This is a genomic window from Serratia sp. OLAL2 (assembly GCF_002752475.1).
GTDB classification, from domain to species: Bacteria; Pseudomonadota; Gammaproteobacteria; order Enterobacterales; family Enterobacteriaceae; genus Serratia; species Serratia bockelmannii.
Map to the genome: position 1 here is coordinate 75,165 of NZ_MSTL01000005.1, position 14,865 is coordinate 90,029.

The 14,865-nt window shown below is 60.4% G+C and carries 14 protein-coding genes; 8 read left to right on the top strand and 6 right to left on the bottom strand.

Annotated elements, in window-relative coordinates; translation table 11 throughout:
* The first annotated feature begins 36 nt into the window (after positions 1 to 36).
* From BVU99_RS06020 to BVU99_RS06030, 3 genes are read left to right on the top strand one after another with little or no spacing between them, the layout of a single operon-like run.
* Complete coding sequence (locus BVU99_RS06020; RefSeq protein WP_099816988.1) at positions 37 to 2,073, top strand: protein-disulfide reductase DsbD domain-containing protein; 2,037 nt, start codon at positions 37 to 39, stop codon at positions 2,071 to 2,073.
* Positions 2,070 to 2,786 carry a DsbA family protein gene (locus BVU99_RS06025; RefSeq protein ID WP_049294894.1) on the top strand — a complete coding sequence of 239 codons (717 nt, stop codon included), beginning with the start codon at positions 2,070 to 2,072 and terminating at the stop codon, positions 2,784 to 2,786. Before BVU99_RS06020 ends, BVU99_RS06025 begins: the two co-directional genes overlap by 4 nt.
* Positions 2,779 to 3,279, top strand: coding sequence for a protein disulfide oxidoreductase (locus BVU99_RS06030; RefSeq protein ID WP_089196121.1), 501 nt, complete (start codon positions 2,779 to 2,781; stop codon positions 3,277 to 3,279). Before BVU99_RS06025 ends, BVU99_RS06030 begins: the two co-directional genes overlap by 8 nt.
* Here BVU99_RS06030 and BVU99_RS06035 read toward each other — a convergent pair.
* The gene (locus BVU99_RS06035; protein WP_049207342.1) at positions 3,276 to 4,742 is read right to left on the bottom strand and encodes a PLP-dependent aminotransferase family protein; all 1,467 of its coding nucleotides are present in this window, start codon (positions 4,740 to 4,742) and stop codon (positions 3,276 to 3,278) included. The two genes, BVU99_RS06030 and BVU99_RS06035, sit on opposite strands and share 4 nt — an antisense overlap.
* 172 nt (positions 4,743 to 4,914) lie before the next feature.
* Here BVU99_RS06035 and BVU99_RS06040 point away from each other — a divergent pair, with 172 nt between their 5' ends.
* Complete coding sequence (locus tag BVU99_RS06040) at positions 4,915 to 5,910, top strand: DMT family transporter (protein WP_099816989.1); 996 nt, start codon at positions 4,915 to 4,917, stop codon at positions 5,908 to 5,910.
* A gap of 156 nt (positions 5,911 to 6,066) precedes the next feature.
* Complete coding sequence (locus BVU99_RS06045) at positions 6,067 to 6,699, top strand: CatB-related O-acetyltransferase (RefSeq protein WP_025303702.1); 633 nt, start codon at positions 6,067 to 6,069, stop codon at positions 6,697 to 6,699.
* Between the two features lie 112 nt (positions 6,700 to 6,811).
* Here the strand turns inward: BVU99_RS06045 and BVU99_RS24935 are convergent, their stop codons facing one another.
* The 4 genes from BVU99_RS24935 to BVU99_RS06060 all read right to left on the bottom strand — a co-directional run bounded on the left by BVU99_RS24935 (position 6,812) and on the right by BVU99_RS06060 (position 11,081).
* The gene (locus tag BVU99_RS24935) at positions 6,812 to 7,609 is read right to left on the bottom strand and encodes a hypothetical protein (protein WP_144334739.1); all 798 of its coding nucleotides are present in this window, start codon (positions 7,607 to 7,609) and stop codon (positions 6,812 to 6,814) included.
* 515 nt (positions 7,610 to 8,124) lie between these two features.
* The gene (locus BVU99_RS06050; protein ID WP_016926872.1) at positions 8,125 to 9,642 is read right to left on the bottom strand and encodes a tripartite tricarboxylate transporter permease; all 1,518 of its coding nucleotides are present in this window, start codon (positions 9,640 to 9,642) and stop codon (positions 8,125 to 8,127) included.
* A gap of 11 nt (positions 9,643 to 9,653) precedes the next feature.
* On the bottom strand, positions 9,654 to 10,085 hold the full coding sequence (locus BVU99_RS06055; protein ID WP_049203701.1) for a tripartite tricarboxylate transporter TctB family protein: 432 nt from the start codon (positions 10,083 to 10,085) through the stop codon (positions 9,654 to 9,656).
* Between the two features lie 15 nt (positions 10,086 to 10,100).
* On the bottom strand, positions 10,101 to 11,081 hold the full coding sequence (locus BVU99_RS06060) for a tripartite tricarboxylate transporter substrate binding protein (RefSeq protein WP_049203699.1): 981 nt from the start codon (positions 11,079 to 11,081) through the stop codon (positions 10,101 to 10,103).
* Positions 11,082 to 11,356: 275 nt separating this feature from the next.
* Here BVU99_RS06060 and BVU99_RS06065 point away from each other — a divergent pair, with 275 nt between their 5' ends.
* From BVU99_RS06065 to BVU99_RS06075, 3 genes are all read left to right on the top strand, one after another.
* A complete protein-coding gene (locus BVU99_RS06065; RefSeq protein ID WP_025303699.1) occupies positions 11,357 to 11,686 on the top strand; it encodes a hypothetical protein in 330 nt (109 codons plus the stop codon).
* 167 nt (positions 11,687 to 11,853) lie between these two features.
* Entirely contained in the window at positions 11,854 to 12,528 is a 675-nt protein-coding gene (gene tctD, locus BVU99_RS06070) for a transcriptional regulator TctD (RefSeq protein ID WP_025303698.1), read from the top strand.
* Complete coding sequence (locus BVU99_RS06075; RefSeq protein WP_043140131.1) at positions 12,515 to 13,933, top strand: sensor histidine kinase; 1,419 nt, start codon at positions 12,515 to 12,517, stop codon at positions 13,931 to 13,933. Before tctD ends, BVU99_RS06075 begins: the two co-directional genes overlap by 14 nt.
* On the opposite strand, the gene BVU99_RS06080 is transcribed toward BVU99_RS06075, so the two are convergent.
* Positions 13,930 to 14,850 (bottom strand): DMT family transporter, encoded by a 921-nt coding sequence (locus BVU99_RS06080; RefSeq protein WP_019453750.1) that lies wholly within the window; start codon positions 14,848 to 14,850, stop codon positions 13,930 to 13,932. The two genes, BVU99_RS06075 and BVU99_RS06080, sit on opposite strands and share 4 nt — an antisense overlap.
* Positions 14,851 to 14,865: the final 15 nt, after the last annotated feature.

Genomic DNA, 14,865 nt, shown 5'->3' on the forward strand with positions numbered 1-14,865 from the left:
TTTTCGCGGTGAATTAATCATTTATGGAGAATTAACATGTTGAAAATTATCAGGCTGGCCTGCGCTTGCCTGTTTATGCTGTGGCTGCCTGCCTTGCAGGCGGCGGACAGCGGCTGGCTGCAGAACCCGGCCAACGATCATGCCAAGGTGCGGCTGCGCGCCGACACGTCACAGCCGGGAGAGACCCGTCTGCTGCTGTCGGTCGAGCTGCAAAAAGGCTGGAAAACCTACTGGCGCTCTCCAGGCGAAGGCGGCATCGCGCCGGCTATCGTCTGGCAGGGCAACCCGCCGCCCGCAACCTGGCACTGGCCGACGCCGCAGCGTTTCGAGGTGGCCGGCATTTCCACCCAGGGCTATCACGATCGGGTCACGCTGCCGATCGTGATGCCAGGCCAGGTGTCCGGCCCGCTGGCGGGCACCCTGACGCTGTCCACTTGCAGCAATGTCTGCATTCTGACCGACTACCCGTTCAGCCTGGATCTGACCACGCCGAACGATCCGCTGTTTAACCACGATTTCGCGCAGGCGATGGGGCAGGTGCCGATCGCCGCTGGGTTGGCGGAAAGCGTCAAGGCCGGTTACCGCAGCGGCGAGCTGCAGATTTCCGCCGAACGTGCCGCCGGTTGGCAGCAACCCGCGCTGTTCTTCGATACGCTAGCGGATGCCGATCTCGGCAAGCCGCAGGTCGAGACCGACGGTGCTCAGCTGTTGGCGCGAGTGCCGGTCAGCGACGGTTGGGGCGATGCGGCGCCGGATCTGCGCGGCAAAACGCTGACGTTGGTGATTGACGACGGCGGCATGGCGCAGCAGATTACGCTGCCGATTGGCGATCCGCTGGCCGCGCCTGCCGGTGCGGCGTTCCCGTTATGGCAAGCGGTATTGATGGCGCTGGCGGGTGGGTTAATCCTCAACCTGATGCCGTGCGTGCTGCCAGTGCTGGGCATCAAGCTCGGTTCTATCCTGCAGGTGGAGCATCGCGATCGGCGCAGCGTTCGTTTGCAGTTCCTGGCGTCGTCGCTGGGTATCGTCGCCTCGTTTATGGCGTTGGCCTTGCTGATGACGCTGCTGAGACTCGGCAACCACGCGCTTGGCTGGGGCATTCAGTTCCAGAATCCGTGGTTTATCGGCTTTATGGTGCTGGTGACGCTGCTGTTCAGCGCCAACCTGTTTGGCCTGTTCCATCTGCGCCTCTCATCCGATCTGAATACCTCACTGGCCACCCATAACGGGCACGGTCTGAGCGGCCATTTCTGGCAGGGCGCGTTCGCTACGCTACTGGCGACGCCGTGCTCGGCGCCGTTTCTCGGCACGGCGGTGGCCTTCGCGCTGGCGGCGTCGCTGCCGGTGCTGTGGGGCATGTTCATCGCACTCGGCATCGGCATGAGCCTGCCGTGGCTGCTGATTGCCGCCTGGCCTTCGCTGGCGCTGCGCTTGCCGCGCCCCGGCCGCTGGATGAATACCGTCAAGCTGGCGATGGGGTTGTTGATGCTGGCGTCGTCGCTGTGGCTGCTGAGCCTGCTGAGCAATCATATCGGCGTGCAGGCCACGCTGTGGCTGGGGGCGCTGGCGCTGCTGGCGTTGCTGCTGGCAGTATGGCGTCAGCAGGGAGCACGGTTAGCGGCCAAGCTGGCGGCGGGCACGTTGGTGCTGGCTGGCGTGGCCTTGTTGGCCGGCTCGCTGACCGCCGGCCTGTGGCGCCAACCGTTGCAGGATCGGGTGCAGTGGCAACCGCTGAGCGAACAGGCGATTGCCGAGGCGCTGGCCCAGCATAAGCGGGTGTTCGTCGACGTGACCGCCGACTGGTGCGTGACCTGTAAAGCCAACAAATTCAATGTGCTGCTGAGCGATGACGTACAGCGCGCGCTGAGCGCCGACGATGTGGTCGCGCTGCGCGGCGACTGGAGCCGCCCGTCGGCCGACATCAGCGCCTTTCTGCAAAAGCGCGGCAGCGTCGCCGTGCCTTTCAACCAAATCTATGGCCCCGGCAGCCCGGACGGCGAGGTGTTATCCCCGCTGTTGACCCGTGACGCCGTGCTGCAAACGCTCTCCCATGCCAAAGGAACCGAACAATGAAAAAGCTACTGATTTTACTGATGATCATCGCCGCCCCGGCGTGGGCCGCCGAGCCTTTCACCCCGGCGCAAGAGGCGCGCATTAAAGAGATGATCCGCGAAACGCTGGTGTCCAACCCGGACATTCTGGCGCAGGCGGTGGACGCCTGGCAGCAGCAGACCGCAGGCCAGCAAATCAGCCAGGCTATCAAGCAGAATGCCAAAACGCTGTATCAGGATCCGGCCAGCCCGCGCCTGGGCGCCGCCAACGCCAAACTGACGCTGGTGACCTTTACCGACTATAACTGCCCGTACTGCAAGCGGTTTGATCCGATGCTGGAGAAGATCGTCAAGCAATACCCGGATGTGGCGCTGGTGGTGAAGCTATTGCCGTTCAAGGGCGAAAGCTCGGTCAGCTCGGCGCGCGTGGCGCTCACCACCTGGCAGCAGCATCCGGATCAATTCTGGGCTTTGCACCAGCGGCTGATGGCGAAAAAGGGCTTCCACGACAAGGCCAGCATCGCCGCCGCGCAGGAGAAAACCGGCGTCAAGGCGGTGGCTCCGAGCGAACAAAGCATGACCACGCTGCGCACCAATATGGAATTGGCGGAACAATTGGGCGTACAAGGGACGCCGGCGACGCTGATCGGCGATCGGATGCTGCCGGGGGCGGTGTCCTATGAAGAGCTGGAAACGATGGTGAAGCAGCAGCTGGCGAAGGCCAACCATGGCTAAGCTCAAGCGCTGGGGGCGCGAGTTGCTGCTGCTGGCGCTGATCGTACTGGCGGTGGTCACGGTAATGGATTGGCTGAACGCGCCGCAGGCGCCGCCGGCCTTCGATGCCCAGACGCTGACCACGTTGGACGGTGATCGCGTATCGTTGGCGCAGCTCAGCCATGAACGGCCGCTGCTGGTTTACTTCTGGGCCAGTTGGTGCGGCGTCTGCCGTTTCACCACGCCGGACGTCGCCCGTTTGCAGGCGACGGGCGGCAACGTGCTGACCGTCGCGCTGCGCTCGGGCGACGATACCCAGGTGAAACAGTGGCTGGCACGCAAACGGCTGGCGCTGCCGGTGGTCAACGATCCGGCCGGTACGCTCTCGGCGCAGTGGCAGATTGGCGTGACGCCGACCTTCGTGGTGATCTCGCAGGGCAAAGTGGTGCAGAGTACCACCGGCTGGACCAGTTACTGGGGGATGAAGCTGCGGCTGTGGTGGGCCGCCGTCTAACCGGCGTTTTTCTCTGTTATCACTTCCTCAATCGCCCGGCCTAGCCGGGCGATACCTTCTTCAATCTGCGGCGGCGAGTTGGCGGCAAAGTTTAGCCGCAGACTGTGCGCGCCCAGCTGTTCCTGGGCATAAAAGCATTCGCCGCGCGCGAAAGTGACGCCGTGTCGCCAGGCCACCGGCATCAGTTCGGTGGTGGTTACCGTCGCGGGCAGCGTCAGCCAGATAAACAAGCCGCCTTGCGGCGTTTCGAAACGGCACCCCGGCGGCAACCGCCGTTGCAACGCGTCGATCATCACTTCCAGATGGCGGCGGTAGACGCGCCCGGCGCGCCGCAGCTGCTTGTCGTAACGGCCGACGGTGACGAACGCGTCCAGTGCCCGCTGGATCAGACTGGAGCTGGTGAAGCTGTCGACGTGTTTCAGCCTGGCAAAACGCTGATAGTGTTCGCTGTCCGCCACCAGATAGCCGATGCGCATGCTGGGCAGCAGCATCTTGGAGAAAGTGCTGACGTAGATCACCGCGCCCGGCTGCGCCAGCGCGCGCAGCGACGGCAGCTGCTTGCCCTGGTAACGCAGATCGCCGACGAAATCGTCCTCCAGGATCACCACGCCGGCCTGTTGGGCGATCGCCAGTAGGCGTCGCCGACGCACCTCGCTCAGGCAGCGGCCGGTCGGGTTGTGGAAATTGGGGATGGTGTAGATCAGTTTAGGGCGGTGGCGTTCCAGCAACTCGGGCAATCGTTCGACCAGCATGCCGTGGCGATCGCCGGGCACGGTGACGATATTGATGCGGTGCTGGCGCAGCAGGCCCAGCGCTTCGGCGTAGGTCGGCTCTTCGACGATCACCGTATCGCCCGGTGTCAGCAGGCTTTGCACCACTAGGCTGATGGCATGCTGCGAGCCGTTGGTGATCAGCACCTGTTCCGCCTGCGTGGGGATACCCTGTGCGCTGAGGATGCGGCTCAGCGTATCGCGCAGCGGGTAGTAGCCGCAGTATTCGCCGTAGCTGAAGGCCTCTTCCGCGTGGCGGCTGAGCACCGACAGCAGCACTTTGCGAAACGCCTCCAGCGGAAACACCTTAGGGCTGCCGACGCCGGCGGCGAAGTTGATCAGCCCCTCGGGCAGCGGGGCGTCGGCATAGCCGTCCAGCCGCGAGGTGAGGGTGGTGAAGCTTTCCAGCGGGAAGGGGGTATCGCTGCTCGGCCGGGCTGGGCGCGCCTGCGTCTGCGGGTGCGCAACATAGGCGCCGCTGCCGCGCCGCTGATGCAAAAAGCCCTTGGCCGCCAGCTCGGCGTAGGCGTTATCCACCGTTAAACGGCTGACCGCCAGCTCGGCCGCCAGCGTGCGCGTCGAGGGCAGCTTGTCGCCATCGACGAACACGCCGGTGAGGATGGCGCGCCGCAGCGCTTCTTCGATCTGTAAATAGAGCGGAACGTCCTGCTCGCGATCTAACGGAATGTGCATGCGAAATTGGCCCGGTTAGGGAGAGAGCTTTTTACTATAACCCATGTCAACGGGGCTTCAAGCGCAGAAAAGTGGCCTGCATGACAACGCCGTAAAGTGGCTATAGTGAGAAAAAATGGCCGAGTTACACTCTGTGCCTGAGTATTTATGTCGCCATTTCTCCGAGGATCTCATGTCATTACCGTCAGGCGTTTCCGCCCGGCCTTTGCTGCCCAGCGCGCGTCTCTTTCAGGGCAGCCGCCAGGGTTACGTCATCGCCATTATCAGCGCCATGCTGCTGGCCTTTACCGCCATCATCATTCGCGCGCTGACCGAGTACTATCACCTGCCGACTTTCGTGCTGGCGTTCTGGCGCGCGGCGCTGGTGGCGCTGGTGCTGTTGCCGCTGCTGTTGGTGGTGAAACCGCAGTGGGCGCGCCTGCGCCGTGAACAGGTATTGTTCTACGCGCTTTACGGGCTGCTGCTGGCGCTGTTCAACAGCCTGTGGACGCTGTCGGTGGCGCTGAACGGCGCATCGGTGGCGACCATTCTGACCTACTGCTCGGTGGGCTTTACCGTGTTCCTCGGCTGGGTGATGTACAGCGAACGCCTGACGCTGCGCCAACTGCTGGTGATCGCCATCAGCCTGGGCGGTTGTTTCCTGGTCAGCAACGGCGACAGCATGGGCAACCAGCACTTCGACTTGTTGGGGCTGCTGGTGGGGATGCTGTCGGGCATCGGCTATACCCTGTATACCCTCGGCGGGCGGGTGGCCAGCGAACGGGGCTATCCGGTGTGGAACACCATTTTGTACGTTTTCGGTTTTTCGGCACTGTATCAGCTGGTGTTCAACGCGGCGCTGACGGCGTTCCCGCTGGCGGCGTTCCACGGCATGGCCGGCTCTCTGTGGTTCCTGTCGCACGGCGCGCAGGGCATTCAGTGGAGCGGCTGGCTGTTGTTGCTGGCGCTGGCCGCCGGGCCGACGCTGCTGGGCTTCGGGCTGTACAATATCAGCCTGAAAACGCTGCCGCTGGCCGTAGCCAACCTGATCCTGTCGCTGGAACTGGTGTTCACCGCGGCGATCGCCTATTTCCTGCTGGGGGAGAGCATGAATCAGCTGCAGCTGCTGGGCAGCGCGCTGGTGATGGGCGGGGTGCTGCTGTTGAAAAGCAAGACCGCCGAGACGTGATCGGCTACCATTACGCCTCGCAAGAGAGGCGGTAATGATGAATAACCCGAGATTGAAACGAGCGCTTATCGCTTGAATGGCCGTGTTGAGTGAACGACAACACGGCCACAGACATTCCGTTCCGTGGCTTTTATTCCCGTAACAAGAGAATACGCCATGTCCGAAAAACACTGGTCTAAAACCGAGCTGCTGCATCAGACGGTGACCAACCCGAATATCATCGTCAAAGGCACCCACAGCTACTACAGCGACTGTTGGGATAACGGCTTCGAACGCTCGGTAGTGCGCTATCTGCACGGCGACGCGGTCAGCCGGCAATGGCAGCCGCTGGGTGACATAGATCGCTTGCTGATCGGCGATTATGTGTGCATCGCGGCCGAAGCGGTGATCCTGATGGGGGGCAATCACACCCACCGTATCGACTGGTTGAGCCTGTACCCCTTTATGGAAACCATCAAACGGGCGTACCGCCCCAAAGGCGACACCCGGCTGGGGGACGGTTGCTGGATTGGCATGCGGGCGATGTTGATGCCAGGGGTATCGATAGGCGAAGGGGCGATCGTCGCCGCTGGCAGCGTGGTGGCCGGCGATGTTGAGCCTTATGCCATCGTCGGCGGTAACCCGGCGAGGTTTATCCGTTGGCGATTCGCGCCGGAAATCATCGCGCGGTTGCTTGCGTTGCGCCTCTATGACTTGTCCGAGGCGGACTTTGCGGTGGTACAGCCTTTGCTGGTCGACAATGATATTGCGGCCGTAGAGCGGGCGATATGCAACATTAAGCGTTATTAAATGAAAAGGACGGGGTAATGACCCCGTCCGAGTGTGACTGAGATAATCGGGCCAAGTGTACCAGAAACTCTCCGACTGTTAATCCTCGCTCCACGGCAGCCGTATAACTGCATTATAGAAATGCAATGTATATAATAGCATTGCCTGAGAAAGGTCCTGGGTCTACGGTATTATTGGCTGTCAGTTTTGCTTTTAGATTGATATTTTTCTGTTGGCCGCCAGTCAAAGAATAATCCACGCCTGTCCATGCGGAATTTCCATCTAAAAAAAGCGTCGAATAAAAATTTTTGGTGTTTCTGAAATAAATATTTCCATCGCCTAATGTAGATTGGGCATATATTTTTACCGTGCCTGACTGAGTGCATCCGATTGTTCCATAAATCGTTCTCTCCATCCCGGAAATCTCGTCCTGCGAAAGCGTACCAAAATCTATCACAGGAGGGAGATTCACATCACAAGATTGGTTTTGGGGAGGCAATTTGCCGCAAACAGAATTAGGCCATAAAAACGCCCCCCCGGCTAGTGATGGCGTATGTACATAAAAAAGCCCAACGCAACTGGCATCCCTACCGTTCACCAGGTAGGGTCGCGAGGTCCATGGAATGCCAAAGGAGTTTTTCCAGGCGATCTCTATTTCTTTTGCGGTTCTATATTTTTCAATTCGAAGACAATTTTTAGAGTCTATACATGAGCCATGTAGCCCAGGATTTCGGGTACTGTATTTGACATCAGGGCCAATAAAACAAGACGACCATCCATAACAAGGATTGAGATCGGAAGGGTTCTCATCCCACGCAACCAACGATTGAACAACCGTTAGGTTAACAAAAGATACGGGAAGCATATATGCGCCAGCTATAGCTTGTTGAGATAATAAAAATGTGCAGCAAAAAATAAATATTATAAACATTATAACTCCTGATTTTATATTTATCTTCCCTATTGATTGTCATCTATAATGCCGCCCATGTTTTGGTGGATTTATAGAGAATATCGGCATCACATTATCATGTGTCTGAGTGAACAGCAATAATTTGGGTTCTCGAATTAGCTGGTTGATTTAGTCTGGGTTTTTATTTTTATGATTAAATAAAAAGTATAATTAATGACAATGTAATAGCTCAGGTTACTTTCTTCACTCTCTCCGTCAATAACGATATAAAAGGGTCACGTAGAGTGTGTGTGGGGGGAGGAGGAGGGGCCAAATGTAGTGGCAAAAATTGATAGCCGTTATCAGGTTAAAAAACGGTATCAAAAAGGTAACGGACATCTGTAATGGATCAATCGCGGACAACAAAAGTTTTTGCGTGTTTAGACATGAAAAATCCAGAGTCAAAAGTCTGGCTCTGGATTTTTTCTCTGGTCGGCTTATTCAAGCTCTCTCAAACGATCGGCATCAGAGATCATAACACCGCCCGTTTCGCATTACTCGGCCTTGGCCTCGGCCGCCGGTTGGCGGCGTTTACGCATCAGGCGCAGCAGCGGCGGCAGCGCCAGTACCGCGACCGCCAGCACCAGCAGCGTTTGCGCGATGCTGCTGCTCCACAGGATGCCGAATTCGCCGTTGCTGATCGACAGCGCGCGGCGCAGGTTCTGCTCCAGCATCTCACCCAGCACGAAGCCCAGAATCAGCGGCGACATCGGGAAGTGCATTTTCCGCAGGATATAGCCGAACACGCCCAACCCCACCATCAACAGCAGGTCGAAGGTGGTGCTGTGCACCGCATAAACCCCCACCGCGGAAACTGCGGCGATCGCCGGCACCAGGAACCACAGCGGAATGGTCAGCATGCGGGTGAACAGGCCGACCAGCGGCAGGTTCATGATCAGCAGAATGACGTTAGCGATCAGCAGTGCGGCGATCAGCCCCCAGACGATATCCGGCTGTTCGGTGAACATCGCCGGGCCGGGGGTGATGTTGTACAGCGTCAGCGCCCCCATCATCACCGCCGTGGTGCCGGAACCCGGCACCCCCAGCGTCAGCATCGGAATGAATGAGCCGCAGGCCGAGGCGTTGTTGGCCGCTTCCGGCGCCGCTACGCCGCGGATGTCGCCCTTGCCGAAGGTGTCGCTGTTACCGCTGATTTTCTTCTCGGTCATGTAGGTCAACGCGCTGGCGATGGTGGCGCCGGCGCCCGGCAGAATGCCGACGAAGAAACCGATCACCGACGAGCGCAGGGTCGGGCCTGCGCACTGCGCCGCCTCTTTGCGGTTGAACAGCAACCGGCCGGTTTTACGCACCAGCTTTTGCCCGGCGCTGGTGCTTTCCAGCATCAGCAGGATTTCGCTGACCGAGAACAGGCCGATCACCACCACGATAAACTGCACGCCGTCGGAGAGGTGCACACTGTCGAAGGTAAAGCGGTAAACGCCGGTGTTGGCGTCGACGCCCACCGTCGCCAGCCCCAGGCCGATCAGCGCCGCCAGCAGCGATTTCAGCGGGTTCTGGCTCATCATGCTGCCGAGGCAGGCGATGGCGAACACCATCAGGGCGAAATACTCCGCCGGGCCGAAGGCCAGCGACCAGCGGGCCAGCAGCGGCGCGAACAGGATGATGCCGCCGATGGCGATCATCGATCCGACGAACGAACTGACCGCCGAGATGGACAGCGCCACGCCGGCGCGCCCCTGCTGCGCCATCGGGTAGCCGTCCAGCGCGGTCATGATCGCCGCCGCGTCGCCCGGCACGTTGAGCAGAATCGACGAGATGCGGCCGCCGTACTCGCAGCCGATATACACCGTCGCCAGCAGGATTAGCGCCGATTCGGCCGGCAGCTTGAGGGCAAATGCCAGCGGCAGCAGGATCGCCACGCCGTTGATCGGCCCGAGGCCCGGCAGCAGGCCGACGATGGTGCCGACGAAGCAGCCGATCAGGGCGATAATCAGGTTCTGCGGCACCAGTGCCACTTCGAACCCTTGGGTCAAATACATCCAGGTATCCATCATCGCTCCCGTTAGCTCAGCCAGATGCCGAGCGGCAGTGTGACATCGAGAAGTTGGTCAAAGGCGTAGTACAGCGCTGCGCCCATGACGACGCCGGAGAGGGCCGCCGCCGGCAGGCTGGCCTGAAACAACAGGCCGATGCTGAACGTCAGCAGCGCGGTCGCCAGTGGAAAGCCCAGCCATTCAAAGCCCCAGGCATACAGCACCAGGGTGATCACCAGCACCAGCAGCCGCTGCAGCACCTTGTGGTGCGGCCATTCCACCGCCTGTGGGCGGCGCAGCAACAACAGGGCCGCGCACAGCGCCATCAGGCTGAGGATCGCCAGCGGGAAAGGGCGCGGCCCCAGCGGTTCATAGCTGTATTCGCTTTGAATGCCCCAGCCGATGAACAGCCCGCCGATACACAGCAGCAGCCAAAAGCCGGCAAAAATACGATCGCTCATGGTTTTCCCCTGCGGTTATTTGGCCAGGCCGAACACTTTCGCCTGCTCACGGTATTGGGCAACCTGATTCTTCACGTAGGCGTCCAGCTCTTTGCCGGTCATGTTGAATTCGAACAGGCCGCGCAGATCGCGTTGCTGCTTGAATTCCTCGGTCGCCATCATTTTCTGGAAGGTGTCGATCCACCACTGATACTCTTCATCGCTGACTTTCGGCCCGACGTAGAAGCCGCGAATGATCGGCCACACCAGGCTGTACCCCTGTTCTTTGGCGGTTGGAATGTCGGCCAACTGGCCAGGCAAACGTTGTTCGGCATACACCGCCAGCACGCGGATTTTGTCGCCCTGCAGGTAAGGCACCATCTCGCTCAGATCACCGGAAACTGCCTGAATATGATTGCCCAACAGCGCGGTGACCGGCTCGCCGCCGCCTTCGAACGCCACGTAGCGCATCTTGCGCGGATCCACGCCGACTTCGCGCGCCAGCAGCGCAGTTTTCATCCAGTCCTGGCTGCCGATGGAGGCGCCGGCGCCGAACACCACGCTGTTGGGATCTTTTTGGAAGGCGTCCATCAGGTCTTTCAGAGTCTTGTAAGGCGAGTCGGCGCGCACCGCGATCATGCCGTAGTCGGTTCCGACCGCCGCCAGCCATTTCACGTCGTCCACGTTATAGCGGCCGAACTTGCCCTGGGCCAGATTGAGCAGCGAGCCGCCGGAGAAGGCCACCACGGTGCCGAACTCCGCCGGGCGCTGCGCGACGATGGCGTTGTAGGCCACCGCGCCGACGCCGCCGGGCATATAGGTGACGCGCATCGGTTTATCGATGGCCTTGGTGTCCTGCAACGACACCTGAATCAGCTTGCAGGTCAGATCGAAGCCGCCGCCGGGCTTGGCCGGCGCAATACATTCGGTGCGTTTGGGCGCTTCCACGGCAAAGGCCTGAGAGGCTGCCAGCAACAGTGCGGCGGCGGTAAAGGTACGGGTCATTATTTTTTTCATTGTGGCTTGCCCTCGGTATTGTTCTGGTTGTGAATCCCGCAGAGCGCGGTTGCAGGATTGTTAAAACAACAACCTTTCATTTACCTTTCAGTGGCCGGAAAAGTTTCCAGTCTGTGATTAGGGTCTCTTGTCGCCAGTGAATCACGGGTGCGCTACCATAGAAATGCGGGCAGGAACAGGGCGCAAAACCGGCCAAAATCCTGCGTAATATCAGGTTTGCCGTTCTGCTTTCGCGATAAAATCATGATCAGTGAAATGAATAGAGACGCAGTGATATGTTTTCGTTAGGGAAATTATTTGGTGGTAGGGACAGCGCCAAAGTATGCGCGATTAAACGGTTGCCTGAGGTCTATGCGGAGATGGTCGGTGAAACCGGGCAGTGCCGTTTGAAGCGACTGCGTGCCGACGTTGGCGTGTTTGAACTGCATTTCGTCAACGCCGACGGTGAAAAGTATGCCTGCCAGATGACCGCCTGCGTGACCGGCATCGATCTGGTATTTGCCGTCAACAATCGCTCCGTGCTGGTTTCTTCGCCGTTTACCGCCGACAAGCTGCGCCCGGTACTGGACATTGCCGTGGCCGATAGCCCCATTCCGCTGATCTGACATCGTCCTGCGATCGCGCTCTATACGCATAATTGTGTGCCAGCTCCCAAAACTGGCGGCGCGGCGCTCTTTTATCCCCTTATTTTCCATGCCATTCTCTGTTATCGACCTGTTAACAAGCGCGATATTGGCGCCAGGTTGTTCAGATAAATCAATGGAATGGGAACATGCGACTGTTATTGGTTGAAGATCACCCCGAGCTGTCTCACTGGTTGCAAAAGGCGCTGACCGGCGCCGGCTTTGCCGTCGACGTCGCCCCGGACGGCGTGGCAGCGGATCACCTGCTGCTCAACGAACGCTATGCGCTCGCGGTGCTGGATGTGGCGCTGCCGCGTATGAACGGTCTGGATTTGCTGGCGCGCCTGCGCAAGCGCGGGCAGGATCTGCCGGTGCTGCTGCTGACGGCGCGCACCGACGTGGCCGACCGGGTAAAAGGCCTGAATCTGGGGGCGGACGATTACCTCACCAAGCCGTTCGAACTGGACGAGCTGGAAGCGCGTATTCGGGCGCTGCTGCGCCGCAGCGTCGGCGCCCCGCAGCCGGCGTTGCAGTACGGCGCGTTGACCTATCACGACGAAGGCTATTTTCTGCTGGAGAGCAAACCGCTGGCGCTGACGCCGCGCGAGCTGGCGGTGTTGACCGCGTTGATGCACCGGCGCGGCCGCCCGGTGGCCAAGCAACAGCTGTTCGAGCAGGTATTTACGTTGTCCGACGAGGCCAATCCGGAGAGCATCGAGCTTTACGTACACCGCCTGCGGAAAAAGCTGCAGGGCAGCGACGTGGCGATCGTCACGCTGCGTGGCCTGGGTTACAGCCTGGAGCTGTGCGATGCGGTGGTTTAACGCGCCGCGTTCGCTGTTCTATCAACTGCTATTGTTTTTTGGCCTGCCGCTGCTGGCGTTGGGCGGCATCTCTATCTACACCCACTATTTCAGCGCCATGAGCGCCGCCACCCTGGCTTACGATCGCACGCTGCTGGCGTCGGCGCGCACCGTAGCGGAGCGACTGGTGGTGCGCGAAGGCAAGCTGGCGGTTGATGTGCCCTATGTGGTGCTCGACAGCTTCGAGCGCAACATGAACGATCAGCTGTATTACGAGGTGATCTCGCCGCAGGGGAAAAGCATCTCGGGCTATGACGATTTGCCGCCTTTGCCGCCCCATATCCCGCGTTCCACGCTCTACCCGGCGCTGGTGCATTTTTACGATGCGGAATACCTCGGCAGGCCGATCCGCGTGGCGGCGCTGTTTCAACCGGTCAACGAGTCGGGCGTGAGCGGCATGGCGACCATTCTGGTGGCGGAAACCCTGGAGTCGCGCCGTTACCTGGCGCGGCAGATGATGATCGCGGCGCTGCTGAGCCAGGGCACGGTGGTGGCGTTAACCCTGATCCTGGCGTTCGCATTGCTCAAGCGGGTGTTGAAGCCGATGCGTAAGCTCTCCGGTATCATGCTTCGGCGCGATCCGGGCGAGCTGACGCCCTTGCCGCGGGTATTGCCATGGTCGGAGATGCAGCCGCTGCTGGTGGCGTTTAATCGTTACATCGAACGGCTGCGGCTGATGGTGGCACGTCAGGAGCGCTTCAGCGCCGACGCTTCGCACCAACTGCGCACGCCGCTGGCGGTGTTGAAGACTCAGGTTGGGGTAGCGCTGGCCAGTGACCGGCCGCAGCAGTGGCGCGAAAGCCTGCAGGCGATGAGCGCGACGCTGGATAATACCGTGTCGCTGACCGACCGCCTGCTGCATCTTTCACGCCTGAAGGCCAGCGAGCACCAGGCCGATCGTAAGTTGCAACCGGTCAACCTGGCGCAGGTGCTGCGCGACGCCTGCTTTTCCCGCTTGCCGCAGGCGCGCAGTAAACAGATCGATCTCGGGTTCGAAGGCGAGGCGGCGTGCCAGGTGGCGGGGGAGCCGCTGCTGTTGGCCGAGCTGTGCGCCAACCTGCTGGACAACGCGCTGAAATATACACCGCGTCAGGGCGTGGTGACCGCTCGCCTCACGCAGGATAAGGCGGCAGGGGAAGGCGTGCTGGAGATAGAAGACAGCGGCCCCGGCATCGCCTTGCAGGACAAGGCGCTGGCGCTGCAGCCGTTTCACCGGCTGGACAACGTGGGCGATCAGCCGGGCGCCGGATTGGGACTGGCGTTGGTGAAAGACATCACCGCGTATCACGGCACCCGCCCGGAGCTGTTGAGCTCTGCCGCGCTGGGCGGCCTGTTGGTGCGGGTGCGTTTCAGGCTGCTGCCTTAAGCCTGTTCTTTGCAGGACTCTGCGTTGGCCGCCGGGGCTTTGGCTTTACGCGTCAGCGGCGTGCGCAGCCGCTGCGACAGGATAACGCCCAGCAGGGTAATGCCGCCGCCGATCAGGTGGTAACCGTGCAACTGCTCATGCAGGAACAGCACGGCGATAGCGGCGGTAAACACCGGTGCCAGGTTCATGAAGATCGAGGCGGTGTTGGCGCCCAGGCGCATCACGCCCTGGATCCACAGGAACGGGGCGATGATCGAAGCCGGAATGCCGGCGAACAGCACCAGCGGCAGGTTATGGCCGTTCAAGCCGACATCCTGCGCCATCAGGAAATTAGGCAGTAACAACAGCACGCCGAACAGGATCTGCACGTACAACGATTGCCAGTTCGGCAGCGCGATGGCCCAGCGTTTGGTCAACACGCCATACAGCGCGTACGAGGCGGTGGCGAGCAGCATCATCAATTCCCCTTTGCCGATACCGTGCTGCAACAGCACGCCGGGCTGACCGCCGCTGACCAGCCAGATCAGGCCGCAGAAGGAGAGTATGCTGCCGAGCAGCACGCCGACGGTCGGCGCAATGCGCAGCAGAACGATGCTGATCAGGATGGTCAGCAGCGGGATCAGCGACACGATGATGCCCATAAACAGCGCGCTGACGCTGTGCGCGGCGTAATAGGCCAGGCTTTGGTACAGCACCATGCCCAGCAGGCCGAGGATCATCAGCTTCCACCAGTTGGCGCGCACCTGCGCCCAGTTGCGCAGCACGCCCGGCAGCACGAACGGCGTGAGGGCAATCAGCGCCAGCAGCCAGCGGTAGAGCGAGATGGCCGCCGGATCGATGGCGGTGGCGGAGAGTTTGCTGACGACGGCATTAATCGACCAAATCAGCACGGCCAACAGCGGGAAGAGCATATTCATGATAATTATTCTCAA